General features: G+C 71.0%; 21 protein-coding genes. 8 read left to right on the plus strand and 13 right to left on the minus strand.

The features are described 5' to 3' along the window. Nucleotides 1–4: 4 nt before the first annotated feature. Nucleotides 5–1,021 (minus strand): endonuclease/exonuclease/phosphatase family protein, encoded by a 1,017-nt coding sequence (locus AB0F15_RS10475; protein ID WP_360268291.1) that lies wholly within the window; start codon nucleotides 1,019–1,021, stop codon nucleotides 5–7. Between the two features lie 104 nt (nucleotides 1,022–1,125). On the opposite strand from AB0F15_RS10475, the gene AB0F15_RS10480 reads away from it, so the two are divergent. Further along, nucleotides 1,126–2,109 (plus strand): ATP-binding cassette domain-containing protein, encoded by a 984-nt coding sequence (locus AB0F15_RS10480; RefSeq protein WP_360268293.1) that lies wholly within the window; start codon nucleotides 1,126–1,128, stop codon nucleotides 2,107–2,109. Continuing rightward, nucleotides 2,106–2,912, plus strand: a complete 807-nt coding sequence (locus AB0F15_RS10485) for an ABC transporter permease (RefSeq protein WP_360268296.1) — start codon at nucleotides 2,106–2,108, stop codon at nucleotides 2,910–2,912. The genes AB0F15_RS10480 and AB0F15_RS10485 overlap by 4 nt, the downstream gene beginning before the upstream one ends. Nucleotides 2,913–3,001: 89 nt before the next feature. On the opposite strand, the gene AB0F15_RS10490 is transcribed toward AB0F15_RS10485, so the two are convergent. After that, on the minus strand, nucleotides 3,002–6,163 hold the full coding sequence (locus AB0F15_RS10490) for a BTAD domain-containing putative transcriptional regulator (protein ID WP_360268299.1): 3,162 nt from the start codon (nucleotides 6,161–6,163) through the stop codon (nucleotides 3,002–3,004). A gap of 147 nt (nucleotides 6,164–6,310) precedes the next feature. On the opposite strand from AB0F15_RS10490, the gene AB0F15_RS10495 reads away from it, so the two are divergent. From AB0F15_RS10495 to AB0F15_RS10505, 3 genes are all read left to right on the plus strand, one after another. After that, the gene (locus tag AB0F15_RS10495) at nucleotides 6,311–7,744 is read left to right on the plus strand and encodes a M1 family metallopeptidase (protein ID WP_360268302.1); all 1,434 of its coding nucleotides are present in this window, start codon (nucleotides 6,311–6,313) and stop codon (nucleotides 7,742–7,744) included. A 70-nt stretch (nucleotides 7,745–7,814) separates the two neighbouring features. Beyond that, nucleotides 7,815–8,456, plus strand: a complete 642-nt coding sequence (gene pcp / locus AB0F15_RS10500; RefSeq protein ID WP_360268305.1) for a pyroglutamyl-peptidase I — start codon at nucleotides 7,815–7,817, stop codon at nucleotides 8,454–8,456. Next, entirely contained in the window at nucleotides 8,453–8,887 is a 435-nt protein-coding gene (locus AB0F15_RS10505; protein ID WP_360268308.1) for a hypothetical protein, read from the plus strand. The genes pcp and AB0F15_RS10505 overlap by 4 nt, the downstream gene beginning before the upstream one ends. On the opposite strand, the gene AB0F15_RS10510 is transcribed toward AB0F15_RS10505, so the two are convergent. From AB0F15_RS10510 to AB0F15_RS10520, 3 genes are all read right to left on the minus strand, one after another. After that, the gene (locus AB0F15_RS10510; protein ID WP_360268310.1) at nucleotides 8,884–9,546 is read right to left on the minus strand and encodes a hypothetical protein; all 663 of its coding nucleotides are present in this window, start codon (nucleotides 9,544–9,546) and stop codon (nucleotides 8,884–8,886) included. The genes AB0F15_RS10505 and AB0F15_RS10510 overlap by 4 nt on opposite strands. An 83-nt stretch (nucleotides 9,547–9,629) precedes the next feature. After that, a complete protein-coding gene (locus tag AB0F15_RS10515) occupies nucleotides 9,630–11,342 on the minus strand; it encodes an Hsp70 family protein (RefSeq protein ID WP_360268313.1) in 1,713 nt (570 codons plus the stop codon). A gap of 220 nt (nucleotides 11,343–11,562) precedes the next feature. Then, nucleotides 11,563–14,121 (minus strand): ATP-dependent Clp protease ATP-binding subunit, encoded by a 2,559-nt coding sequence (locus AB0F15_RS10520; RefSeq protein ID WP_360268316.1) that lies wholly within the window; start codon nucleotides 14,119–14,121, stop codon nucleotides 11,563–11,565. 372 nt (nucleotides 14,122–14,493) lie between these two features. On the opposite strand from AB0F15_RS10520, the gene AB0F15_RS10525 reads away from it, so the two are divergent. Continuing rightward, nucleotides 14,494–15,318, plus strand: coding sequence for a (2Fe-2S)-binding protein (locus AB0F15_RS10525; protein ID WP_360268318.1), 825 nt, complete (start codon nucleotides 14,494–14,496; stop codon nucleotides 15,316–15,318). Between the two features lie 43 nt (nucleotides 15,319–15,361). On the opposite strand, the gene AB0F15_RS10530 is transcribed toward AB0F15_RS10525, so the two are convergent. Next, nucleotides 15,362–15,931: a TIGR03086 family metal-binding protein gene (locus AB0F15_RS10530; RefSeq protein WP_360268321.1), complete on the minus strand. Its 570-nt coding sequence runs from the start codon at nucleotides 15,929–15,931 to the stop codon at nucleotides 15,362–15,364. A gap of 33 nt (nucleotides 15,932–15,964) precedes the next feature. Here AB0F15_RS10530 and AB0F15_RS10535 point away from each other — a divergent pair, with 33 nt between their 5' ends. After that, nucleotides 15,965–16,834: a helix-turn-helix domain-containing protein gene (locus AB0F15_RS10535; RefSeq protein ID WP_360268324.1), complete on the plus strand. Its 870-nt coding sequence runs from the start codon at nucleotides 15,965–15,967 to the stop codon at nucleotides 16,832–16,834. A gap of 143 nt (nucleotides 16,835–16,977) precedes the next feature. Here the strand turns inward: AB0F15_RS10535 and AB0F15_RS10540 are convergent, their stop codons facing one another. Continuing rightward, on the minus strand, nucleotides 16,978–17,328 hold the full coding sequence (locus AB0F15_RS10540; protein WP_360268327.1) for an Lsr2 family protein: 351 nt from the start codon (nucleotides 17,326–17,328) through the stop codon (nucleotides 16,978–16,980). Between the two features lie 158 nt (nucleotides 17,329–17,486). After that, nucleotides 17,487–18,998, minus strand: a complete 1,512-nt coding sequence (gene lysS / locus AB0F15_RS10545) for a lysine--tRNA ligase (protein WP_360268330.1) — start codon at nucleotides 18,996–18,998, stop codon at nucleotides 17,487–17,489. A 179-nt stretch (nucleotides 18,999–19,177) separates the two neighbouring features. On the opposite strand from lysS, the gene AB0F15_RS10550 reads away from it, so the two are divergent. Continuing rightward, a complete protein-coding gene (locus AB0F15_RS10550; RefSeq protein WP_360268333.1) occupies nucleotides 19,178–19,939 on the plus strand; it encodes a class I SAM-dependent methyltransferase in 762 nt (253 codons plus the stop codon). A gap of 5 nt (nucleotides 19,940–19,944) precedes the next feature. Here AB0F15_RS10550 and AB0F15_RS10555 read toward each other — a convergent pair whose 3' ends face one another. The 5 genes from AB0F15_RS10555 to AB0F15_RS10575 form a co-directional block, all read right to left on the minus strand. Further along, a complete protein-coding gene (locus AB0F15_RS10555; protein ID WP_360268336.1) occupies nucleotides 19,945–20,724 on the minus strand; it encodes a type III pantothenate kinase in 780 nt (259 codons plus the stop codon). Nucleotides 20,725–20,729: 5 nt separating this feature from the next. Continuing rightward, complete coding sequence (panD, locus tag AB0F15_RS10560) at nucleotides 20,730–21,227, minus strand: aspartate 1-decarboxylase (RefSeq protein WP_360268338.1); 498 nt, start codon at nucleotides 21,225–21,227, stop codon at nucleotides 20,730–20,732. A 9-nt stretch (nucleotides 21,228–21,236) separates the two neighbouring features. Next, nucleotides 21,237–22,148, minus strand: a complete 912-nt coding sequence (gene panC / locus AB0F15_RS10565) for a pantoate--beta-alanine ligase (RefSeq protein WP_360268341.1) — start codon at nucleotides 22,146–22,148, stop codon at nucleotides 21,237–21,239. Beyond that, nucleotides 22,145–23,050 carry a DUF2520 domain-containing protein gene (locus tag AB0F15_RS10570; RefSeq protein WP_360268344.1) on the minus strand — a complete coding sequence of 302 codons (906 nt, stop codon included), beginning with the start codon at nucleotides 23,048–23,050 and terminating at the stop codon, nucleotides 22,145–22,147. Before AB0F15_RS10570 ends, panC begins: the two co-directional genes overlap by 4 nt. A 143-nt stretch (nucleotides 23,051–23,193) precedes the next feature. After that, the gene (locus tag AB0F15_RS10575; RefSeq protein ID WP_360268607.1) at nucleotides 23,194–24,297 is read right to left on the minus strand and encodes a PrsW family intramembrane metalloprotease; all 1,104 of its coding nucleotides are present in this window, start codon (nucleotides 24,295–24,297) and stop codon (nucleotides 23,194–23,196) included. Nucleotides 24,298–24,427: the final 130 nt, after the last annotated feature.

The raw sequence follows: 24,427 nt of genomic DNA on the forward strand, positions 1-24,427 counted from the left end.
CCGTTCACGGCAGGCGGACTTCGGCGAAGACGGCCCGATGATCGCTGTCCGGGACGTCGAACACCCGGTAGTCCAGCACTGCCGCCCGGTTGTCCACCACGACGTGGTCGATCGTCACCACCGGCAGCGAGGACGGCCACGTCGGAGTCAGCCCCTCGCCGCGCTCCTCCGCCGCGTCGCGGTAGCCGCGGGCCAGCACCGTGCGGAACGCCACGTGGTCCAGCGTCGCGTTGAAGTCGCCGGCCAGGATGCGGAGGCCGTGCTCGCCCGCCGGGCGCGAGAGGTCCTTGATCTCGCGCTCCCACTGCGGGGTGTCGACGTCCGGGGAGATCGGGTGGACGGCGACGATCTCCACCACCACGCCGTCGCCGAGGTCGGCCTCGGCGCCCGGCTGCTTGGCCGCCGAGTCACCGGACAGGTTGACCTCCTTCAGCGGGAAGCGCGACACGATCCCCGAGCCGAACGCGCCGGGCGCGGGATGCAGCACCCGGTACGGCAGCAGGTCGAACAGCCCGGCCGCGGTGAGCCGGTCGACGACGCGCGGGGTCATCTCGACCAGGTTGAGCACGTCGATCCGCTGCTCGCGCACCAGGTTGACGACGGCCTTCGCGTCCGCCTGGCCGTAGAGCAGGTTCGAAGAGAGGACGCGCAGGGTCTTGCCGTGCAGGTCGCGCTGGTCGCTCGCCGACAGCCGCGGGACGACGAGGACGGCCAGCGCGATCGCCAGCACCAGCGCGACCCCGCCGATCCACCACCGCCGCAGCGCCAGCGCGACGCCGCCGAGCAGCAGCCCCGCGGCCGCCGCGTACGGCGTCAGCGACAACGCGATGAGGGTGTACCAGTCACCGTCGAAGCCGATCAAACGCAGCGCCGCCAGCACCGCCAGAGGCACCACCGGCACCACCAGCAGGCCTGTGACCAGCGGATTCTTCCGCCGGGACCGCGTCTCTTCCGCAAGCACCATGCTGCCGAGTATGCCCAGCCCGGCGCCGCGCGGCCCGGGCTCCGACAAGTCCTCCACAAGATCTCCACCAGCGGCTGCCAGCCGCTGACAGCGCGCTGTGCGCGGGCTACCAGCGCGGCCGTCCAGAGTTCAGCTCAACGCGACAGCAAAGGAGGACGCCCATGTCGCACGCGATCCAGGCCGAGGGCCTGGTCAAACACTTCGGGGACACCAAGGCGCTGGACGGGGTGGACCTCGAGGTCCCGTTCGGCCAGGTGGTCGGGGTGCTCGGGCCGAACGGCGCGGGCAAGACGACCGCCGTCCGGATCCTGGCGACCCTGATGAAACCGGACGCCGGGAGAGCCACGGTCGGCGGCTACGACGTGGTCGCGGACCCGGTGCGGGTCCGCAGCCTGATCGGGCTGACCGGGCAGTACGCGTCGGTCGACGAGGACCTCAACGGCCTCGAGAACCTCGTCCTCATCGGACGGCTGTACGGCCATTCCCGCGCCCAGGCCAAGGCGCGGGCCACCGAGCTGCTCGAGCGGTTCGAGCTGACCAAGGCGGCCAAGCGGCCGATCCGGACGTACTCCGGCGGCATGCGGCGGCGGATCGACCTGGCGGCCAGCCTCGTCGGCCGGCCCGAGGTGCTCTACCTCGACGAGCCGACCACCGGGCTCGACCCGCACGCCCGCAACGAAGTCTGGGACGTCGTCCGCGGCCTCGTCGCCGAGGGCGCGACGGTGCTGCTGACCACGCAGTACCTGGAGGAGGCCGATCAGCTGGCCGACAAGATCACCGTGTTCGACCACGGCCGGGTCGTCGCCGACGGCCGGGCCGACGAGCTGAAGCGCCGCGTCGGCGGGCAGACGCTGCAGGTGCGGCCGACCCGGCTGTCCGACATGGACGCCGTCAACCGGATCCTCGGTGACCTCTCCGGCGTCCGGCCGACCCGCGACGACGGGAGCGGACTGCTGACCGCCCCGGTCAACGACCCGGTGCTGCTGTCCACTTTGGTCCGCAAGCTGGACGAAGCCGGGATCACCGCGGACGAGCTGGCGCTGCGGCTGCCCAGCCTCGACGAGGTGTTCCTCGCCCTGACCGGGCACCCCGCCGACGAGTCCACCGAAGACACCACCCGCGACCTCGAAGGGAGCCTGGCATGACGACGCTGGCCCTCGACCGCCCGGCCCCGCCGCGGCACATCAGCCCCGGCAAGGGGTTCCAGCACGCGCTTTCGCTGGCGTGGCGCGGGATCCTGAAGATCCGCAAGAACCCCGAGCAGCTCGCCGACGTCACGCTGATGCCCATCATCTTCCTGGTGATGTTCGTCTACCTGTTCGGCGGCGCGCTGTCCGGCTCGACCGACGCCTACCTGCAGATGGTCGTGCCCGGCATCATGGTCATGAACATCCTGCAGGCGTGCCTCACGGTGGGGACGAACCTCAACACCGACGTCAGCAAGGGCGTGTTCGACCGGTTCCGCAGCATGCCGATCGCCCGCTCGGCGCCCCTGATCGGCGCGGTGCTGGCGGATGTCGTCCGGTACGTGGTGTGCCTGACGGTGCTGATGGTCGTGGCGACGATCATGGGCTACCGGATCGCCACCAGCCCCGGCGAATTCGCGGTGGCGATCCTGCTCGCGCTGGCGTTCGGGCTGTGCTTCTGCTGGAGCTCGGTGCTCGTCGGCATGCTCATGAAGTCGCCGGGCTCGGCGCAGGCGCTGATGTTCGTCTTCATCATGCCGCTGACGTTCGGCAGCAACGTGTTCGTGCAGACGTCCACCATGCCGGGCTGGCTGCGGGCGTGGGCGGACATCAGCCCGGTCAGCCTGATGGCGAACGCGCTGCGCGGCCTGATGAACGGCGGCGCCGTCGCCGGCCCGCTGGCCGGGGCGCTGGCCTGGATGGCCGGTGCCGTAATCGTGTTCTTCCCGCTGGCCACCTGGGCCTACCGCCGGCGGGTGTGAGGCGCGGACGCACGGGGGTGAGTCGCGCCAGGGGACGCTGAAGGGCATCTTCTTCGCATCAGCTGCGGGGAAGGTGCCCTTCAGCGCGTTCAGCCGAGGTCCGTCAGGAGCCAGGCGATCGCGTCCTCCTTGGACACCGCCCGGCCCTGTTCGTAACGGGTGTCGTAGTCCGGGAGCGCCACGCGGAGGTCGGCGATGAGCGCCCGCACCTCGGGACTGCCGAGGTCCAGCCGCCCGCGGACGACAGCGGACGCGGCGAGCAGCCGGACCGCCGTCTCGAACCGGCCTTGCCCCGCGCGGATCATCGCCAGCCGTTCCACCACCCCAGCCATGTCCGGCATGTCGCCGCGCTGGTTCGTCGCCCGGATCGCGATGGCGATGTGCGGTACGGCCTCGTCGATGCGGTCCTGGGCCATCAGGATCCTGGCCTCGAACGCGTGTATCCACTCGTCGCCGATCCCGCCGGGGAACCAGTCGTCGCCACCGAGCGCGGCGACGCGGTCCAGCAGCGCCCGCGCTCCGACCGGCTCGCCCGTGCGCAACAGCAGCTCGATCCGGCCGAACATCAGCATGGCGCGCTGCTGCGGGTTCGTGATGCTCTGGCCGTAGCGCTCCGCCGCCTCCTGGTCGCGCCAGGCACCGGCGAAGTCCCCGGCCCGCGCGCGTTCGACGGCCAGCCGCCACCAGTGCTGCACGGCGTCCTCGTGCGACCGCAGCTCCATCGAGAGCGCCAGGCCCCGCTGGTAGATCTCGATGGCCTTCGCGCTCTCGCCGTCCTGGGACAGCGCATAGCCCTTGAAGCTCAGCGTCATGGCGATGCCCCAGCGGTCGCCGATCGCCTCGAACCCGGCGTGGGCCAGGTCGCGTGCCCGGTCGGCGCCCTCGACGTCACCCTCGTCGTCGAGCAGGAAGCTGTCCACCCAGTACCCGCCGGCGCGGGTCCACGGGTCCGGGTGTTGTTCGGCCCGGCGCACCTCCCGGATGGCGACCTCGCGATTGCCGCCGAGGAAGGCCAGCATCGGCAGGGCCACCGCGAGCCCCGGGTAGCGGTCCACCGCGCCGGTGCGCACGCAGTCGTCGACCAGCGCCACGATTTCGGTCCGGTCCGCTCGCACCGGGATCGTGTCCATGAGGTACAGGAGTGCCCGGTAGGCGGCGTTGACCTGGGCGGGCAGCCGGTCGCCGAACCCGAGGGTGTCGCGGATCAGGCTGCCGACCCGGCCACCCTGGCCGAGAATGGTGAAGTACCAGAACATCCCGTCCAGCAGGGCGATCGCGTTGTCCACATCGGACATCTCGATCGCACCGCGCAGGGCCGCGATCATGTTCGCGCTCTCGGCTTCGAACGCGTCGATCGCCGTCAGCTGCTCGGCGGTGCGCAGGACCGGCTCCAGCCGCTGGGCGAACTCGGCGTAGTAGGACGCCATCACCCGGCGCGCCCGGTCGTGTTCGCCCGACTCCACCAGCCGCTCGGTGGCGTACGCCCGCAGCGTCTCGAGCATCCGGTACCGCGGCTCACCGTTCCCGGCGTCCACGGTGTCCACTATGGACTTCTCGACGAGGCTGCCGAGCACGTACGGCACGTCGGCGGCGGGTAGCCGCTCGTCCGCGCAGACGGCTTCGATCGACTTCAGCTCGGCGCCGCCGGTGAACACCGCGAGCCGCCGGGCCAGCACCAGCTCGGCCTCGGTCAGCAGGTCCCAGCTCCACTCGACGACCGCGCGCAGCGTCCGCTGCCGCGGCAGGGCCGTGCGGCTGCCCGAGGTGAGCAGCCGGAAGCGGTCGCCGAGCCGTCCGGCGATCTGGGTCACGGTCATCGACCGCAGCCGCGCCGCGGCCAGCTCCAGCGCCAGCGGCATCCCGTCGAGCCGGCGGCAGATCTCCCCGACCTGGTCCACAGTGGACTCGTCCAGCACGAAGTCGGGCCGGACGGCGGCCGCCCGGTCGAGGAACAGCCGGGTCGAGTCGAGTTCGGCGGCCTCCGCGGGCGCGGCGCGTTCCGCGGGCACCGGCAGCGGGCCGAGCGGGCACAGCGCCTCCCCGGTGATCGCCAGCGGCTCGCGGCTGGTCGCCAGTATCCGCAGCTTCGGCACCCGGTGCAGCAGTTCGTCGGCCAGCCGGGCGGCGGCGTCGACGACGTGCTCGCAGTTGTCCAGCACCAGCAGCGCTTCCCCGCCACCGAGCACCTCGACGGCCTGTCCCACCGGGTCCGGCTGGCGGCGGTGGACCTCGGTCTCCGTGCGGATGTCACGGACCTCGAGCGCACCGAGCAGCGCGCCGGCGACGTCGCCGGGGTCACGGACGCCGGCGAGCGCGGCGAACCAGACGCGGCCCTGCTGGTGCGCCGGGTGCCGCGACGCGGCTTCGGTGGCGAGCCGGGTCTTGCCCGCCCCGCCCGGACCGGCCAGGGTGACCAGCCGGGCGCCGCCGAGCAGCTCGGCCAGCAGCTTGAGCTCGTCGTCGCGGCCGATGAACGTGGTCAGCCGGGTCGGCAGGCGGTCGGCCACCGGTGACGGCGGCGCGAACTCGCCGCGCAGCGCGGCGACGTGGATCTCCTGCAGTTCCGCCGAGGGATCGACGCCGAGCTGATCGGCCAGCGTGCGGCGCAGCCCGGCGTAGACGCCCAGCGCTTCCGACTGCCGTCCGGCGGCGCACAACGCGCGGATCCGCAGCCCGGCAAGCCGTTCGCGCAGCGGGTCGGCGTCGGCCGCCGCGGTCAGGTCGGCCAGGACACCGGCGTGCTCGCCCAGCCGGATCAGGGCTTCGAACCGGTCTTCGGCCGCCTCGGCCCGCAGTTCGGTGAGCCGCCGGGCCGGTGCCGGCGCGAACGGCGCGTCGAGGACGTCGGCGAGCGCGGCGCCTTGCCACAGCGCGAGGGCCTCGGTGAGCAGGTCGGCGGCGTGGGCGTCGCGGCCCGCGGTCAGCTCGCGGCGGCCTTCCGCGGCCAGCCGTTCGAACCGCTCGGCGTCGACGTCGACGGCCGCCAGCGCGAGCCGGTAGCCCCCCGGCCCGGATTCGACGGCCACCGGCAGTGCCTTGCGCAGCCGCGAGACCAGTGACTGCAGGGCATTGGCCGCGTCCGCCGGTGGTTCGGCACCCCAGAGCCCGTCGACCAGCGCGTCGGCCGGGACGGCGCGCCCGGCGTCGAGCGCGAGCCTGGCCAGGAGCATGCGGAGGCGGGCGCCGCCGATGTCGATCGGCGTGCCGTCGTCTTCCGCCGCCCGCAGCGGGCCCAGCAGCGCAACGCGCATGTGTCCAGCTTTCCAGACGGCGGGGCAACGACGGGCCGGGGCGACGGAAGTGCTGATTATCCGGACAAATGCGACGCAGTCTCCCGGAGCGCCCGTTGGTGGCGATACGTTGCGGGCGAGGTCCACCTGACACGGACAGGAGCGTTCATGAGGGGACAAAAACCGGTCGTGGTGGCGGCCGCCGTGGTCGCCAGTCTCTGCCTCGGCGCCGGCGTCGCCGCCGCGGGCGAAGGCTGGGGCCCGGCAAAACCCGGCAGCGACGGCGCGGGCGACAGCTACTACCCGCAGGACGGCAACGGCGGCTACGACGTCGCCGACTACAACCTCAAGGTCACCTACGACCCGGCGTCGCACCAGCTCACCGGGAACCAGGAGATCTCCGCGCGGGCGACGCAGTCGCTCAGCTCGTTCGACCTGGACCTGCGCGGCCTGACCGTCGACTCGGTGAAGGTCGACGGCCGCGACGCGAAGTTCGCGCGGACCGGGGACCACGAGCTGGTCATCACGCCGTCGCGGGCGCTGTGGCGGAGCCAGCACTTCAAGGTCAAGATCGCTTATCACGGCGTGCCCGCGGCGATCAGCGACCCGTCGCTCGGCGACAACGGCTGGCAGTACGCCAAGGCGGGCGGCGCGTTCGTCGCCGGCGAGCCGAAGTCGGCCACCACCTGGTACCCGGTCAACGACACCCCGCTCGACAAGGCCACGTTCCACCTGGCGATCACCGTGCCCGACGAGTGGGGCGTGATCGCCAACGGCCGCGAACGCGGCTCGGTCAAGGCGCCGGGCGGCACCACGCACGTGTGGGCCGAGGAAACGCCGATCGTGCCGTACATGACGACGGTCGCGATCGACAAGTGGACCTTCGACCGCCAGAAGCGCAAGGACGGCACCCCGATCGTCAGCGCGTTCGCCCCGGGCGTGCCCGACTCGACGAAGCAGGCCGAGGCGCGGCTGCCGGAGATCCTCGATTTCCTCGAGTCGAAGTTCGGCAAGTACCCGATCGACGCGGCGGGCGGCATCTTCCTCAACGAGCAGATCGGCTTCTCGCTGGAGACGATGAGCCGGCCGATCTACTCCGCGGGCTGGGCCGGCACGGTGCCGACGATCGTCCACGAGAACGCCCACCAGTGGTACGGCGACTCGGTGGCGGTCGCGCACTGGCGCGACGTCTGCCTCAACGAGTGCTTCGCCTCCTACGCCACCTGGCTGTGGGACGAGGCGAAGGAAGGCGTCGACCTGAACACGCAGTACGCCGGCAACGTCAAGAAGGCGTCGGCGAGGTTCTGGGACGGCAAGCTCTACGACATGGGTGCCGGCAACGAGTTCACGTACGTGTACTCGAAGGGCCCGATGATGCTGCACGCGCTGCGCAACTACATCGGGGAAGCGGCGTTCGGCTTCGTGCTGAAGACGTGGCCGTCGCTGCACCGCGACGGGAACGCGAGCATGCAGGAGTTCCAGTGTTACACCGAACTCGTCGCGCACCGGAGCCTCAAGGGCTTCTTCGACGCGTGGGTGTACGGCACCGGCAAGCCCGCTGACCAGTACCTCTACCCGGGTGGGCTCAAGCCCGCTGCTTGATCGTCCGTGAAGGCCACCTCGAGGAACGTAAAGTTCCGGAGGTGGCCTTCACGGCTTTCGGGAGGACGGCATGGCCAGGGTGCTGATGACGGGGTTCGCGCCGTTCGGCGGCGAGTCGGTGAACCCGTCGTGGCAGGCGGTTTCGCTGCTCGCCGCGCGCCGGGACGACGTCGCCGCGGTCGAACTGCCCTGCGAGTTCGCGGCGTCGCTGCCCGCGCTGCGGCGGGCTCTCCGCGAGCACCGGCCGGCACTCGTGATCTGCGTCGGCCAGGCGGGCGGCCGGTCCGAGGTGACCCCGGAGCGGGTCGCGATCAACCTGATCGACGCCCGCATCCCGGACAACGCCGGCGCGCAGCCGGTGGACGCCCCGGTCGTCCCGGACGGCCCGGCGGCCTACTTCGGGACCCTGCCGGTGAAGGCGTGCGTGGCGGCGATCCGCGCCGCGGGCGTGCCCGCGGCGGTCTCCCACACCGCCGGGACGTACGTGTGCAACCAGGTCTTCTACGGCCTGATGCACCTGCTGGCCACGGAATTCCCGGGCGTGCGCGGCGGTTTCGTGCACGTCCCCTTCAGCCCCGAGCAGGTCGCGGCCGCCGGCGAGTCCGCACCCTCGTTGAGCGTGCCCCGGATCGCGGGCGCGCTGGAAGTCCTGGCGGACACGGCGTCGGCGGTCACCGAGGACCTGGCGATCAGCGCGGGCACCGAGCATTGAGCAGCGACCGCGACGTCTGGGCGAGGCCGGGAGCGGTGCTGACCGTCGGCGTCACGGCCCTGCTGACCGGCGCGGGCATCGGCGCGTTCGCGCACGTGGTCAGCACGTACATGAACCGGACCTGCGCGGCCGAGCGCGCGATCTACCCCGAAAGCATGTGCGGCCTGGGGGCGATCTTCTGGGTTCCGGCGCTCGTCGTGGGCACGGCGCTGTTCGCCGGCTTCGCGCTGTGGCCGGTGCTGTCCATCGCCGGCATCGAGCCGCGACGCCGGGTGCTGACCGGGGCGTTTCTGCTGCCGGTCGTCCTCGTCGAACCGTTAGGCGCCGCCGCGTCGGTCCACGCGCCGCCGGTCCTGGTCACGGCCCTCGCGTTCGGGATCCTGCAAGCGTGGATCGCCTTCGCCGCGGGGGCGCGGTTGACCCGCACCTAACCGCCGCGGCCGGTGAGCTCGACGAACGCCGCCGGGCCCGGGACGTTGTGGTGGATCGTCAGATCCGCGACGCGGTCGCCGGGCAGGCCCGGGGTGAAGCTGACCACCAGCGTGCACCGCCGCCCCGGCGCGACGTCGTGGCCGACGCACGCGCTCGCGTCCACCGCGAAGTCCGGGCTGTCCACCTCGATCCCGCTGACCCGCAGCGCGCTCGCGCCCACGCTGCGGACCGCCACCACGCAGGTCGTCGTCGTGTGCACGGGTGCCGCGCCGCACGGGACCGCCTCCGGCACGATCACCCGGGCATCGGCGGCCGCTTCCGGCACGCCGGGGAACGTCGCCGGGCGCCCCCGCACGAGGTCGAGCACGGTCACCCCGGTCACCGTCAGGACCAGCGCGCCCGCCGCCAGCAGCACGATCGCGATCGCCTTGATGCCGCGGGCGCTGCCGTCCTTGGCGGTGAACCCGCCGGCCGCCAGCACCGTGACCACCAGCGTCGAAACCAGCGTCGCGTCCGGGCCGGCCCCGATCGCGGCCGGGACGAGCGTGCCGAGCAGCGACGCCCCCACCGTGACCGCGAATCCGGTCCAGGAAAAGCGTTTCGCGTCGCGCAACCGGCTCCGCACGGTCGGCGCGCGAGGTTCGGTGATTGTGCTCATGCAGGGAGGAGCAGCGAAGACGGCCCGCACGGACGAGATTCGCCCGTTCGGCGGCATGCGGGTCGACCAGACCTGGTCAGCCGTCAGGCCGGCTTGAGCTCGCGGGTGAAGAAGGCGATCAGGTCCTGGTTGGGACGGGCCTCGCGCGCCCTGAAGAGCGCGAACGCCCGGCGGCCGTCCGCGCCGAAGAGCACGATCGACGAGGACATGCCGGGGCCGGCGACGTACTTGCCGTGCAGCCCGCCGCCGTCCCAGGTGCCGCGCTCGACGACGCTGCCGGGGGTCGGCAGCTTCGCGATCGGCCCGAACTCTTCGACGGTCTCGCCCTGGTAGTAGCTGACGCTGCCGCCGGTGACGTCGCAGATGACCGCGACCTGGGCGCGCAGCAGCTGGCCGATGTGGTCGATGGCCCTGCAAGTGCCCCGGTCCGGGACCGAACCGGCCAGCGAACGCAGGCAGGGGGTGAAGCCCGCCTGGTCGCGCTGCGCCGTCGTCGTGCAGTCCACTGTGGACTGAGCCGATTCGCTTCTGCTCGCGAGGAGGATCACGACGGCCGTCGTGATCGCGACCACCACGAGCACCGCGAGCGCGATGAGCAGCGCCTTGTTCCTCTTGCGCGGCTTGGGTTGTGGCGGCTGCGGCGGCGCGTACGGCCGGACGGCCTGCTGCCAGGGTTGCGGCCGCGGCGGCGTCACGGTCGGGCGGACGGGCGCGAACGCGGGCAGGGTGAGATCGGTGGTGGCACCCAGCGGAACGTGGTGCAGTCCGAACGCGACGGCCGTCTCGGGCTGGTCCTGCGTGGTCGGCACGACGCCGAGCTGCCGGCCGAGCAGGGCGGCCAGCAGCGGCATCCGGCTCGGTCCGCCGACGAGGTAGACACCGGCGAGCTGCGCGGGACTCAGCCCGGCCCGGCCGATCGTCGCGGCGAGCAGTTCGGCGCTGCGCAGCAGGCTGGGCCGCACGAGCGCTTCGAGCTCGTCCCGGCTGACGAGGACGTCGCCGAACGGCTCGGGCATCGGCACGTGGGTCCGCGCGTGCCGCGAGAGGCTTTCCTTGGCGTCGCGGACGTCCTGCAGCAGGGCCCGCCGGGAGCGGCGGTCGGCGGTGGTCTGCGGGCGCAGGAGGCGTTGCCACTGCGCCGGATCGGCGTGCGAGACCGAGCGGCCGATGTGGACGAGCAAGGCCTGGTCGATGTCGAGGCTGCCGAGGTCGGGCAGGCCGTCCTCGGCGAGCACGGTGAAGCCCTGCTGCGTCACGCCGACGACGGCGCAGTCGAAGGTGCCGGCACCGAGGTCGTAGACGCCGATGGGCCCCCTGGCCCGGCCCCCCAGGCTCGCGTAGTGCGCGGCGGCGGCCACCGGCTCGGGGATCAGCCGGACGTCGGCGAGCCCGGCCTTCACCGCGGCGGCCCGGAGGACTTCCTGCCGGTCGGCGCCCCAGCCGGCGGGGTGCGCGATCCGCGTCTGCGCGGGCGGACGGCCCAGCTGCCGTCCGGCTTCCTCGCCGACCCGGCGCAGAACCGCGGCGAAGGCGTCGGCGATGGCGATGTCGGCCTGGCCGAGCGTCAAGTGGCCTTCGTCGATGCGCCGCTTGGGGTTGGGTTCGAACCGGCTGGGATCGAGCCGCGCCCGCCGCTCGGCGTCCTGCCCGACGACGAGCAGGCCGTCATCGTTGACGTAGACGGCGGAAGACATGGTGGCGGACCCATCGACCTCGATGGCCCGCGGCCCGCGGCCGAAGGCGGAGAGGACACCGACCGTGCTGGACGTCCCGAAGTCGATCGACAGCACGTCCACAGCGGTCCCCTCCCAAGCCCGCGGGCATCGTCTCACGGGCGAGAGGCGCCGCTTCCCTCAGGCAGAGTCCCGTTCGGCGGCCGAGACGGTGCCGCCCCTCCGCCGCGCCGGCTCGGTCTGGCTGCCTCACGAAGCCGAGCCAGGCGAAAGCCCAGCACGCCGAAAGGGCGGCTCCCGCAGTGGGGAACCGCCCTTCCGGCGTTACTCAGGCGAACCGAGATCACTCGCCTTCGGCTTCGCCGCCCTGCTCCTCGTGACCGGCGCCGATGCTCACCGGCGGGGCATCCGGGATGGACGACGGACGGCGCTCACCGCGGAAGGTGAACTTCGCCTGGTCGTCCTTGTCCTCCGGGTTGCCGCTCCAGCCCTCGACGTCGACCAGGATGATCTGGCCGGGCTCGACCTCGCCGAAGAGGATCTTCTCCGACAGCTGGTCCTCGATCTCCCGCTGGATCGTGCGACGCAGCGGGCGGGCGCCGAGGACGGGGTCGAAGCCGCGCTTGGCCAGGAGGGCCTTGGCCTTCCCGGTCAGCTCCAGCTCCATGTCCTTGGCCTTGAGCTGCTTCTCCACGCGGCCGATCATCAGGTCGACCATCATGATGATCTGGTCCTGCGTCAGCTGGTGGAACACGATGATGTCATCGATCCGGTTCAGGAACTCCGGGCGGAAATGCTTCTTCATTTCCTCGTTGACCTTCTGCTTCATCTTCTCGTACCGGGTGCCGGTGTCGTTGGACCCGGCGAACCCGAGCGAGACGGACTTCGAGATGTCCGAGGTGCCCAGGTTGGACGTGAAGATGAGGACCGTGTTCTTGAAGTCGACCGTGCGACCCTGACCGTCGGTCAGGCGGCCGTCTTCCAGCACCTGCAGGAGCGTGTTGTAGATCTCCTGGTGCGCCTTCTCGATCTCGTCGAACAGGACCACCGAGAACGGCTTGCGCCGCACCTTCTCGGTCAGCTGGCCGCCCTCTTCGTAGCCAACGTAGCCCGGAGGGGCACCGAAGAGCCGCGAAGCGGTGTAGCGGTCGTGGAACTCGCCCATGTCGATCTGGATGAGCGCGTCGTCCTCGCCGAACAGGAACGCCGCCAGCGCCTTGGAGAGCTCGGTCTTACCGACACCGGACGGGCCGGCGAAGATGAACGAGCCCGACGGGCGCTTCGGGTCCTTCAGACCGGCCCGCGTACGGCGGATCGCCTGCGAGACGGCCTTGACCGCGTCCTCCTGGCCGATGATGCGCTTGTGGAGCTCGTCCTCCATGCGCAGCAGCCGGGTGGTCTCCTCCTCGGTCAGCTTGAACACCGGGATGCCGGTCCAGTTGGCCAGCACCTCCGCGATCTGCTCGTCGTCGACCTCGGCGACGACGTCGAGGTCGCCGTCCTTCCACTGCTTCTCCCGCTCGCCCTTCTGGCCGAGGAGGGTCTTCTCCTCGTCACGCAGGCGGGCGGCCCGCTCGAAGTCCTGCGCGTCGATCGCGGACTCCTTGTCGCGGCGGACGTTCGCGATCTTCTCGTCGAACTCGCGCAGGTCCGGCGGCGCGGTCATCCGCCGGATGCGCATCCGGGCGCCGGCCTCGTCGATCAGGTCGATCGCCTTGTCCGGGAGGAACCGGTCGTTGATGTACCGGTCCGCCAGGGTCGCGGCGGCGACCAGCGCCGAGTCGGTGATCGAGACGCGGTGGTGCGCCTCGTACCGGTCACGCAGGCCCTTCAGGATCTCGATCGTGTGCTCCAGCGACGGCTCGCCGACCTGGATCGGCTGGAACCGGCGCTCGAGGGCGGCGTCCTTCTCGATGTACTTGCGGTACTCCTCGAGCGTGGTCGCGCCGATCGTCTGCAGCTCACCGCGGGCGAGCATCGGCTTCAGGATCGAAGCCGCGTCGATCGCACCCTCGGCGGCACCCGCCCCGACCAGCGTGTGCAGCTCGTCGATGAACAGGATGATGTCGCCGCGGGTCTTGATCTCCTTGAGCACCTTCTTCAGGCGCTCTTCGAAGTCACCGCGGTAGCGGGAGCCGGCGACCAGGGAGCCCAGGTCCAGCGTGTAGAGCTGCTTGTCCTTGAGCGTCTCGGGCACCTCGCCCTTGACGATGCTCTGCGCGAGGCCCTCGACGACGGCGGTCTTGCCGACGCCGGGCTCGCCGATGAGCACCGGGTTGTTCTTGGTCCGGCGGGACAGCACCTGCATGACCCGCTCGATCTCCTTGCCGCGCCCGATGACCGGGTCGAGCTTGCCCTCGCGGGCGAGCACGGTCATGTTGCGGCCGAACTGGTCGAGGACCAGCGACGACGACGGGGTGCCCTCACCGCGGCCGGAACCGGTTTCGGTGGACTCCTTGCCGCCCTGGTAGCCCGAGAGCAGCTGCAGCACCTGCTGGCGGACCCGGTTGAGGTCCGCTCCCAGCTTGACCAGGACCTGCGCGGCGACGCCCTCGCCCTCGCGGATCAGGCCGAGCAGGATGTGCTCGGTGCCGATGTAGTTGTGGCCGAGCTGCAGCGCTTCGCGCAGTGACAGCTCCAGCACCTTCTTGGCGCGCGGCGTGAACGGGATGTGCCCGCTCGGCGCCTGCTGGCCCTGGCCGATGATCTCTTCGACCTGCTGGCGCACGCCCTCCAGGGCGATGCCCAGTGACTCCAGTGCCTTGGCGGCGACACCCTCACCCTCGTGGATCAGACCCAGGAGGATGTGCTCGGTGCCGATGTAGTTGTGGTTGAGCATCCTGGCTTCTTCTTGAGCCAGCACAACCACCCGCCTCGCGCGGTCGGTGAACCTTTCAAACATGTGCACTCCCTCGACTGCTGCGCCGGCGGCTCGTTGTCCATCGTGCTTTCACCGCGATGGATTCAGCACCGTGAGACCACTCTAGTAGCCAACTCGTCGCGCTGGCGTACCACTACGGCTGTTCGCGGTCTTTCCCGCACCCGGACGTGGGGTCTTCCGGATGCTTCCATCATCAGGTTGCCCTGCACCTTTACGTCAAGCACAACGTGCGAACGGCCACGTGGATTCCGCCATCCGCGCGGTGTCCGCTCACCGCGAACAGTCCGCAAGCTGGGAGTGCCGGCCGGGGCGGCCACCCGATTGGCGGAGAGCCCGGCACCGTGTAAGGTTAGGCAGGCCTAATCCACTACGGCGCTTCGAGGAGGGCCGCGGTTGAACCAGCAGCGGTCGTTCCGTGACGCACGTGAGGTCGGCGACGGCCTCGCGTCGTCGTTGCGGCGGGTCTCCGGCCTGCAGGAGCGCAGTGAGCTGCGCCGGGACGTCCCGGTGGGCTGGATCCGCTGCTCGGAGCTGCTGGAGACGCCCGCGTACTTCGACGAGTGGCGCGGCCTCCTCGGCGACTGGCTGCTGCGCGAGCACGACGCGACACCGTCCAGCACGACCGCCAGCTGGGTACTGACGTGGTACCTGCACGTACCGGCGTACGTCGGCGCGCTGCTGCTGCACCACGAGCGGCGTGTGCCGTCGCTGAAGCCGGCGGAGCTGGCGTTCCGCCTGGCCGACGACCGCCCGCACCCGGACGGCATGGCGGTGCTGGGTGACGCGTTCCACTGCCTCCCGACGGACCCCGGCTCGGCCCGCCCGGAGGCCACGGTGGTCCGGGACGAGCGGGCGCTGGCGGCGGTCCTGCGGGCCCGCTACCTGGCCCACGCGGCCCAGTTCGTCCGGGCGTACGCGCCGGTCAGCAGGCTGGGCCGCCGCACGCTCTGGGCCGCGGCCACGGATGCGCTGGAGAACTCGCTGTGGTGGGCGGGCCGCCAGGGCGGAACCCCGGAAGCGGAGGGCGCGGGCGTCGCGGACGCGGCCCTGGTGCTCGACGCGCGGTACCCACCGCTGACGTCGGCCTCGACGTTGCGCCTGGCGGAGGGCCCGGACGGCCACCGCGAGTGGACGCGCCGCCGCGAGAGCTGCTGCTTTTCGTACCTGCTCCCGTCGTCGCCGGAGTGCGACGGCTGCCCCCGCACCTGCCCGCGGTAGCGGACGGCCCCGCAACGGCCTGGTCTCGCCGTGGACAGCCGGGTCAGGCCTTCCAGGCCGGGTCCCGCCCGGCCGTACCCAGCGCCCGCTCCAGCGGCGAAGCATCGGCGGCCACCTCGACCGCCGGCCCGTACACCCCGGCGGACCGCGCCCGCTCGCCCATCGCCACCGCCGACTCGTGCACCACGGCCGCCGCCTCGGGAGCACAGCCGAACTCCTGGCCGCTCGCCTTGGCCAGGTCCCAGCCGTGCAGGACGAACTCGCCCAGGACCATCGCGCCGACCACCGCCGACGGCATCGGGGCCGCGCCCAGTGCGGTCGTGCCGGTCCACGCCGAGGGTGTCCCGAACACCTCCACGAGGGTCTCCGTCTGCTTCTCCAGTGCCGCGCGCCAGTCGCCGGTCACCAGCGCCGCCTCCGCCTCGCCGGCGGCCGGGGCGGGCGGGTCCTCGCGCCGTCCGGCGGCGATGAGCCACGGGCCCCAGTACAGAAGGTGGTTGAGCAGCCCGCGGACGTCGTACCCGGCGCACGGCGTGGGTGCGGTCAGGTCGGGGACCGCGTGGGCGACCCGGAGGAATCCGGCCGCGGCGGGGCGCAGCAACTCGGCAGTCATGCGGTGATCCAACCCTGCCGGCCGCGAAGCGTCTTGAAGGAACGCGACAGCTACGGTGGGCTGGTGACGCACCGGATCCCGCGCGGCATCGTGGCCGAGGCGACCGCGCGCACGATGTTCACGCTGACCCGGCACCCACCCGCGCCCGAACTCGCAGAATTCGTCGAATACCACTGGGTCCTGCGCTGGGACCGGCGCGGCAAACCGCCGTACGAGCAGCGGGTGCTGCCGAACCTCGCGGTGCACGTGACGTTCTTCCCCGGCGCCTCCGGCGTCCACGGCCCGGCCCGCGACGTCTTTTTCCACCGTCTGGAGGGCCGCGTCCAGGGTTTGGGTGCGCGATTCCGGCCGGGCACCTTCCGCGCGTTCCTCGGCGGCCCGGTGCGTGACATCGCCGACCGGGCTGTCCCGCTCACGGACGTTTTCGGACCGGCGGCCGCGGCGGCCGCGGAATCGGTGCGCACGGCCGACGACGACGCGCATATGGTCCATGCGGTCGACAACTTGCTGATCGCAAATCCTGTGAAGCTGTCGCCGGCCGCGCGGGAGGCAGCGGATGCGGTGGAAACAATCGCACGGGATCCGGGAATTACCCGGGTGGCGCAACTGTGTGCCGATACTGGACTAACCACCCGGTCTGTCCAGCGGGTGTTCGCCGAACACGTCGGCTGTCCGCCCAAGTGGGCGATCCGGATATACCGGCTCAATGACGCAGCGCAGCGACTCGTCACGGAAGGACAACCCGATTACGCCGGTCTGGCGGTTCGACTGGGCTATAGCGACCAGTCGCACTTCATCCGCGATTTCCGGACGGTGACCGGTCAGTCGCCCGCCGAGTACGCCCGAACAGCGCGAACCGTCCCCGCGGCGCCCGAACGGGCACCGGACAGCAATCGGACATGAAGAAAGCCGCCGGGCGAAAATTCGCCCGGCGGCCACCGCTGGAAACCCCGCGTCCACCAGATTGGCCACGCCCCACCGACGCACGGATAACTGCTGGTCAGCGACCCGCCGCCGACCACTCACGCGGCCGGTGTGAACAATCTTCAGTTTTTCTTGTGGTAAGCCTCGACGACCTCGGAGGGGATACGGCCGCGGTCGGAAACCGCGTAACCGTTCTTGCGCGCCCACGATCGGATGGCCTGGTTCTGCTCACGGTCGACGGCGGCCGGGCGAGCGGGGCCCTTACCCGCGACCGGGCGAACCGAAGCGCGCTTGCGACCGCCCGCACGACGAGCGTGCTCCACATACTGAGCGAGCGCGTCCCGCAGCTCCTCGGCGTTTTCCGAGGAGAGATCGATCTGGTAGCTGACTCCGTCCAAACCGAACTCGACGGTCTCTTCCGCCTCACTGCCGTCGAGGTCGTCGACCAGCGAGACGAGCACCTTCTGTGCCATCCGATTCCTCCTGCGGGGCTTACTCAATGATCTGGTACGGGGATCTGGTACGGGGCGAGCCCCGGGACAGAAGACTTTGTCTAGAACATTAGTACCCGCTTCGGGAGTGCAGCGCAAATCTCATATCCATAACCGGTCGCTATCCTCACACGGCCGGGTTATTCAGGTCGTACCAGCGGGAAGAGGATCGTCTCCCGGATACCGAGACCGGTCAGCGCCATGAGCAGCCGGTCGATCCCCATTCCGACACCGCCGCTCGGCGGCATTCCGTACTCCAGGGCACGGAGGAAATCCTCGTCCAGCCGCATGGCTTCGCTATCGCCCTGTGCGGCCAGCAGGGACTGTTCGGTGAGGCGTTCCCGTTCGACGACCGGATCGACCAGCTCGGAGTATCCGGTGGCGAGTTCGAATCCGCGCACGTAGAGGTCCCACTTCTCGGCCACACCGGCCCGGGAGCGGTGCTGCCTCGTCAATGGCGAGGTCTCCAGCGGAAAATCACGGACAAACGTCGGGGCGTGGAGGTGATCTCCGACGAGGTGCTCCCACAGTTCCTCCACGAGCTTCCCGTGCCCCAGCTTCGGGTCCACTTCCAGGCCCCTGGCCTGCGCGAATCCGAGCAGCTTGGCCGCGGGCGTCTCCGGCGTCACCTCTTCGCCGAGGGAATCGGACAACGACTCGTACATTCCGAGTGTGGTCCATTCGCCGGACAGGTCGTAGTCCGAACCGTCCGGCAGCGTGACGACCAGAGAGTCCAGCACCGACTGCGCGGCCTCCTGGATCAGCTGCCGCGTCATCACCGCGTTCGTGTCGTACGTGGCGTAGGCCTCGTAGTACTCGAGCATCGCGAACTCCGGCGAGTGCGACGAGTCGCTGCCCTCGTTCCGGAAGTTGCGGTTGATCTCGAAAACCTTCTCGATGCCGCCGACGACGCAGCGCTTGAGGTAGAGCTCCGGCGCGATCCGCAGGAAGAGTTCCATGTCGAACGCGTTGGAATGCGTGACGAAGGGACGGGCCGCGGCGCCGCCGTGCAGCGACTGCAGCATCGGCGTCTCGACCTCGGTGAATCCGCGGCGGTGGAACGACTCCCGCAGCGACCGGACGACGCCGGCCCGCGTGCGCACGACGTCCCGCGCGCGCGGGCGCATGATGAGGTCGACGTAGCGCTGGCGGATCCGCGTTTCCTCGGCCAGCTCCTTGTGGGCGGTCGGCAGCGGGCGCAGCGCCTTCGACGTGATGCGCCACGCGTCGGCCATCACGGACAGCTCGCCGCGCTTGGACGTGATGACCTCGCCCTGCACGAACACGTGGTCGCCGAGGTCGACGTCGGACTTCCACGCCGCCAGCGCGTCCTCGCCGACCTTCGCCAGGCTGATCATCGCCTGCAGTTCGGTGCCGTCGCCCTCGCGGAGGCTCGCGAAGCACAGTTTGCCCGTATTGCGCAGGAACATCACCCGGCCGGTGACGCCGACCTGCTCGCCCGTGGCGGTGTCGGCGGGCAGCCCGGAATGCGCCGCGCGCACTTCGGCGAGCGAGTGCGTCCGAGGTACCTCCACCGGGTAAGGATCGATACCCTCCGCGAGGATCCGGTCGCGCTTCTCCCGGCGCACCCGCATCTGCTCGGGCAGTTCGTCTTCGGCGGGCTCGCTGGTGGAAGCGGGGTTTTCGGTCATGGCCATAGCGTACGAACCCCGCTGCGCGCTACGCCAACCGGATTACCGATCCGGCCGAAAGCAGGCGGACACGGTCCGGCGCCAACCCGCTTACGGGCACCCGTTCCGCCGTGACTGCCGGCCGGATCGGTAACGATCGGCGCAGTACCTTTCCCCTTTCGCCGATTAACCTGGGACGGGTGAGCGAACCCACTCCCGGCCTCCGTGCGCAGCAGGCTTCTTCCTTCGGCGCCCGCGCCGCCGCGTACGCCCGGCACCGGCCCGATTACCCCCGGGAAGCGATCGAGTGGGGCCTTTCCGGGGCCGGCGGAACGCCGCGCCGGGTGCTCGATCTCGGCGCCGGAACCGGCAAACTCACCCTCGGCCTGGCCGCGCTCGGGCTCGACGTCACCGCGGTCGAACCCGACCCGGAAATGCGCGCGCAACTCGAGCGGACCGTGCCGTCGGCGAGGTCACTGGCGGGGCGGGCGGAGCAGATCCCGGTGCCGGACGCCGGCGTGGACGCGGTTTTCATCGGCCAGGCGTTCCACTGGTTCGACGTCCCCGCGGCAATGACGGAGATCGGCCGCGTACTGCGCCCAGGTGGCGTGTGCGTGCCGATGTGGAACTACGAAGACGAATCGGTGCCGTGGGTCGCCGAGTTCACCGAACTGGCCCGCGACGGCGGCCGCCGTCCGGCGAGCGTCGAAGATATGCGCGGGGCGACGCACCCGGCGTTCGAGCCGTTCGAAAGCGCTCGGTTTCGCCATGCGCAACGGCGCACCGCGGAGAGCCTGCTGGAAACGATCGCGACGTATTCACTCGTGATCGTCTCGGCCCCGGAGGAGTCGGCGGCGGTGCTGGGCCGGCTCCGGCGGTTCCTGACCACGAATCCGGCCACGGCGGACGGCGAGTTCGACCTGCCGTTGATCACCTGGGCACTGCGCGCCCGGCGGCGGTGAGCAGCTCAAGAACGGATGTTGCGCTCGTAAACCAGCCGCAGCCCGAGCAGGGTCAGATCCGGCACGTGCTCGGTGATCGTCTCGGACTCGCCGATCACCAGCGGCGCCAGGCCGCCCGTCGCCAGCACCGCCACCGGTTCCGTGCCGCCCGGGGACAGCTCCCGGACGATCCGGCGCACCAGCCCGTCCACCTGACCCGCGAAGCCGTACAGGATCCCCGACTGCAGGCACTCCACCGTGTTCTTGCCGATCACCGACCGCGGCGGGACCAGTTCGACCTTCCGCAGCGCCGCCGCGCGCGCCGCCAGGGCGTCCACCGAAATCTCGATGCCCGGGGCGAACGCGCCGCCCAGGAACTCGCCGCGGGCCGAGATCGCGTCCACGTTCGTCGACGTGCCGAAGTCGACCACCACGCACGCGGTGCCGCTGTGGAGGTGGTGCGCGGCCAAGGTGTTCGCCAGCCGGTCCGCGCCCACCTCCTTCGGGTTGTCCACCAGCAGCGCCACGCCGGTGCGCACGCCCGGCTCGACCACGATCTTCGGCACCCCGTCGTAGTACCGGCCGAGCATCACCCGCAGCTCGCGCAGCACCGCCGGCACCGTCGACAACGCGCTGATCCCGGACACGGCGTCCGCGTGCGGGCCGAGCAGCCCGCGGACCGTCAACGCCAGCTCGTCGGCCGTGCTGCGCGCGTCCGTCCGCATCCGCCAGTCACCGACCAGCGTGCTACCGGACCACAGCCCCAGGACGATGTTCGTGTTGCCGACGTCGACGGTGAGCAGCAAGCCTGTCAGCTTTCCGCGTGCAGCAACGCGTCGAGGCGACGGGCGTCCGCCGTCTCGGCGACCGGGAAGACGGCTGTCTCCTCGTCCGGCGGCAGGGTCACCGTGCCGGACAGCAACCCGGACCCTTCCGGCGCGTAACCCGGATCGGTGTGCCGGTGGACGATCCGGTTGTCCGCGTCGACGAACACCACGCGTGGTTCGTACGTCGCCGCTTCGGCGTCGTCCATCTGGCCGTACGAAATCAGGATGACCAGGTCACCCGGGTGCACCAGGTGGGCCGCGGCGCCGTTGATGCCGAGCACCCCGCTGCCCCGCTCACCCTTGATGACGTAGGTCTCCAGCCGCGCCCCGTTGGTGACGTCCACAATGGACACCTGTTCCCCCGGCAGCAGGTCCGCGGCCTCCATCAGGTCTTCGTCGACCGTCACCGAACCGACGTAGTGCAGGTCGGCCTGGGTGACGGTGACTCGGTGGATCTTCGACTTGAGCATCGTGCGGTACATCGTGGACTCCTATTCCCCTGCGTCCCACTCCGGGCGTGCTGGGTGCTCCACCGAAGCGCCGAGCAACACCGGAACGTTGTCGATCAGCCGGGTACTCCCCACCCGAGCCGCGATCAACAGTCGTGCTTCACCATCGACGGGCGCCGGCCCGAGGTCGGTTCCCCTCAACTCCAGGTAATCCACCTCGACCGCGGGACGCGCGGCGAGGGTCTTCCACGCGGTCTCGAGGACCGCTTCGGCACCGTCCCGGCCGACGAACGCGCCCGCGGTGAGCGCAGCCGACAGGACGATGGCGTCTTCCCGCTGCTCGGGCGTCAGGTAGACGTTGCGCGACGACAACGCGAGCCCGTCCCGCTCCCGCACCGTCGGCACCCCGATGACGCGCGTGTCGATGTTCAGGTCACGCACCATCCGCTTGATCAGCACCAGCTGCTGGTAGTCCTTTTCGCCGAAGAAGGCGTAGTCCGGGCGCAGCAGGTTGAACAGCTTCGCCACGACGGTGAGCACGCCCGCGAAGTGGCCGGGCCGGGCGGCGCCCTCGAGCTGGTCGCCGAGCGGGCCGGGGTGCACGGTGACCGTGGCGCCCTCGGCGTAGAGGGCGTCGGCGGCCGGGGTGAACGCGATTTCGACGCGGTCCTCGCCGAGCACGGCGAGGTCGGCCTCCAGCGGGCGCGGGTACGCCTCGAAGTCCTCGCCCGCGCCGAACTGCAGCGGGTTCACGAAGATCGAGGTGGCCACGACGGTGTTCGGCAGCCGCTTCGCACGGCGGATCAGCTCACGGTGCCCGGCGTGCAGGGCGCCCATGGTCGGCACGAGGGCCAGCTTGCGGCCGACGCCGTGCAGAGCCCGGCTGACCTGGCTCATCTGCTCGGGCGCCGCGAAGGTGTTCAACGTGCCGCGACTGAATTTCGGTGTAGTCACTGGTCTTGGTGCCCTTCGGCGGAATCGTCGAGGAGTTCGGTGAGGTCTTCGGCGGCCGCGGTGTCCAGCAGCCCGGCAGCCGTCGAACGCGCCACCGTGCGCTTGGCCAGCGCCCGGTAGGCCGGCGCCACATCCGGCGCCCGGTCCGCCAGCACCGCGAGGTGCTTGCGGACAGTGCCGAGATCGCCACGCGCGACCGGGCCGGTGAGGGCGCGGTCGCCGTGTCGCAGCACATTATCCAACGCCGCCGAAAGCAGTGGTGCCACCAGGCGTTCGGATTGCCCGATTCCGGCTTGGCGCAACAGGTCGGCGCAGTCGGCGACCAGTGCCATCAGGTGATTCGCGCCGTGGGCCAACGCAGCGTGGTAGAGCGCTCGCGCGGAGTCGGGGATCCGCACCGGCTCCGCACCCATCTCGACGGCCAGTGCTTCGCCGACGTGCCACGCCGCCTCGTCGTCCTCGGCCGCCGTGACGCCGATGCTGCACGCCGCCAGCCGCTCGAGGTCCTCCGCGCGGCCGGTGAACGTCATCACCGGGTGCAGGGCGAGCGGCAGGGCGCCGGCGTCGGCGACGGGGGCCAGCACGTCGATGCCGTGCGCGCCGGAGGTGTGCACGACGATCTGCCCGGGCCGCAGCGACTCGGTGGCGACGAGCCCGCGCACCATCCCGGCCAGCGCGTCGTCGGGGAGGGCGAGCAGCACCAGGTCCGCCAGCCGCACGGTTTCGTCGGGCGGCAGGAGGGGCACGTCGGGAAGGAGGCGTTCGGCTCGGGCCAGCGACGAAGCGGACAAGCCGGACGCGGCGACCACCGTGTGCCCCGCCCGGGCCAGCGCGGCACCGAGCACGCTGCCCACCCGGCCGGCGGAAACGACACCGACCGCGAGGCGAGCTGGCCTCATCATGGCGCGCGCCTGTGGACGCTCATGGTTCGCAGACTCCCTCTGCTCTCGTTCCAGTCCCGCTCCGGGTACCGGACGACGGCGCGAGACTAACTCGGGCAGGCAGGCGCCGTTGAGCCCGGGTGACCAGCTTCACCCGGACCGGTTCACCCGCGGCCGGCCTCGTCGGCGAGGCGCGTCGCCTCGGCGCGTGCGGCTTTCAACGTGCGCAGCAGCTCCTGCTGGCGTTGCCGGTCGGTGTCGCTGGTGAGCTGGTGCCGGTCGAGGAACGCCAGCTCCGTCACGCTCGCCTGGTACACGGCGACGGCGCGGGCAGCCCGTTTCCCGGACTGGCGTTTCGCCTGGCGGCGCCAGGCCCGGCGGCCGGGCAGGCTGGCCAGCAGGTCGACCTCCGACGGCGCGATCCAGCGCGCCGCGGCCATGTGCGGCAGGGCGGCGGCGATGATCCGCTGCTCCCGTTTCCGCTGCAGGACGACCAGGTAGACCACACCGAAGAACAGCGGCAGCATGATCAGGAAGTAGACGGTGAGGAACTTCGACCCGCCGAGCAGCGCGGCGCTGTTCCACAGAGCGTGCAGGCAGACGGCGGCGAGGTAGCCGGCGATCGGCGCGACGATCTTCAGCGCCTTGGTGGTCGTCCGCGCGGCGATGCCGATCCCGATGCCGGTGAGCACCGCGAACAGCGGGTGCGTGAACGGCGCGAGCACGCCACGCAGGAAGAACGCCGTGATGACGCCCTGGCTGTGCCCATCGCCGAAGCCGTAGTCGGCGAACGCGCGGCCGAAGTAGTAGATGTTCTCGGTGAAGGCGAACCCGGCGGCGCTGAACCCGGCGTAGACGACACCGTCCACGACGCCGTCGAACTCGCTGGAGCGCCGCCAGAGGATGAGCAGCACGAAGAGCGCCTTCGCGGCCTCCTCGACGACGGGAGCGGAGACGAGCGCGGCGAGCGTGTTGCCGTTGCCGGTGCCGAGCAGCTCGTCCCCGACGGCCTCGGCGGTGGTGTTGATGAGCAGTGCGGTGATCGTCGCGATGCAGGCGCCCCAGGCGAAGGCGAGGAGGAGGAACTTCGCGGGCTCGGGCTCCCACCGGTCGACCCAGAGAAAGCCCGCGACAACGCCGGCGACCGGCACGAGCGCGGCCAGCACCCCGATGGTGACGGCGAGTGGGCCGACCCGCGCGGTGACGAGCCCGAACAGGAAGAGGCCGCACAGGGCCACCACGATCAGCCCGAGCACCGGCAGCAACACGGTGACCCGGCGGGGCCGCCGTCCGCGATCCAGCCCCGTCGCGGGCGAGAGGGTTCCGCTCACAGCGGGTCACCCTACGCAGCGCGCAGAAGGACCGGAATGCCGCCTCAGCTCTCGCACGGCGGCGCCG

Origin of the sequence: Amycolatopsis sp. NPDC026612 (assembly GCF_040638285.1) — a bacterium.
Classification (GTDB): domain Bacteria; phylum Actinomycetota; class Actinomycetes; order Mycobacteriales; family Pseudonocardiaceae; genus Amycolatopsis.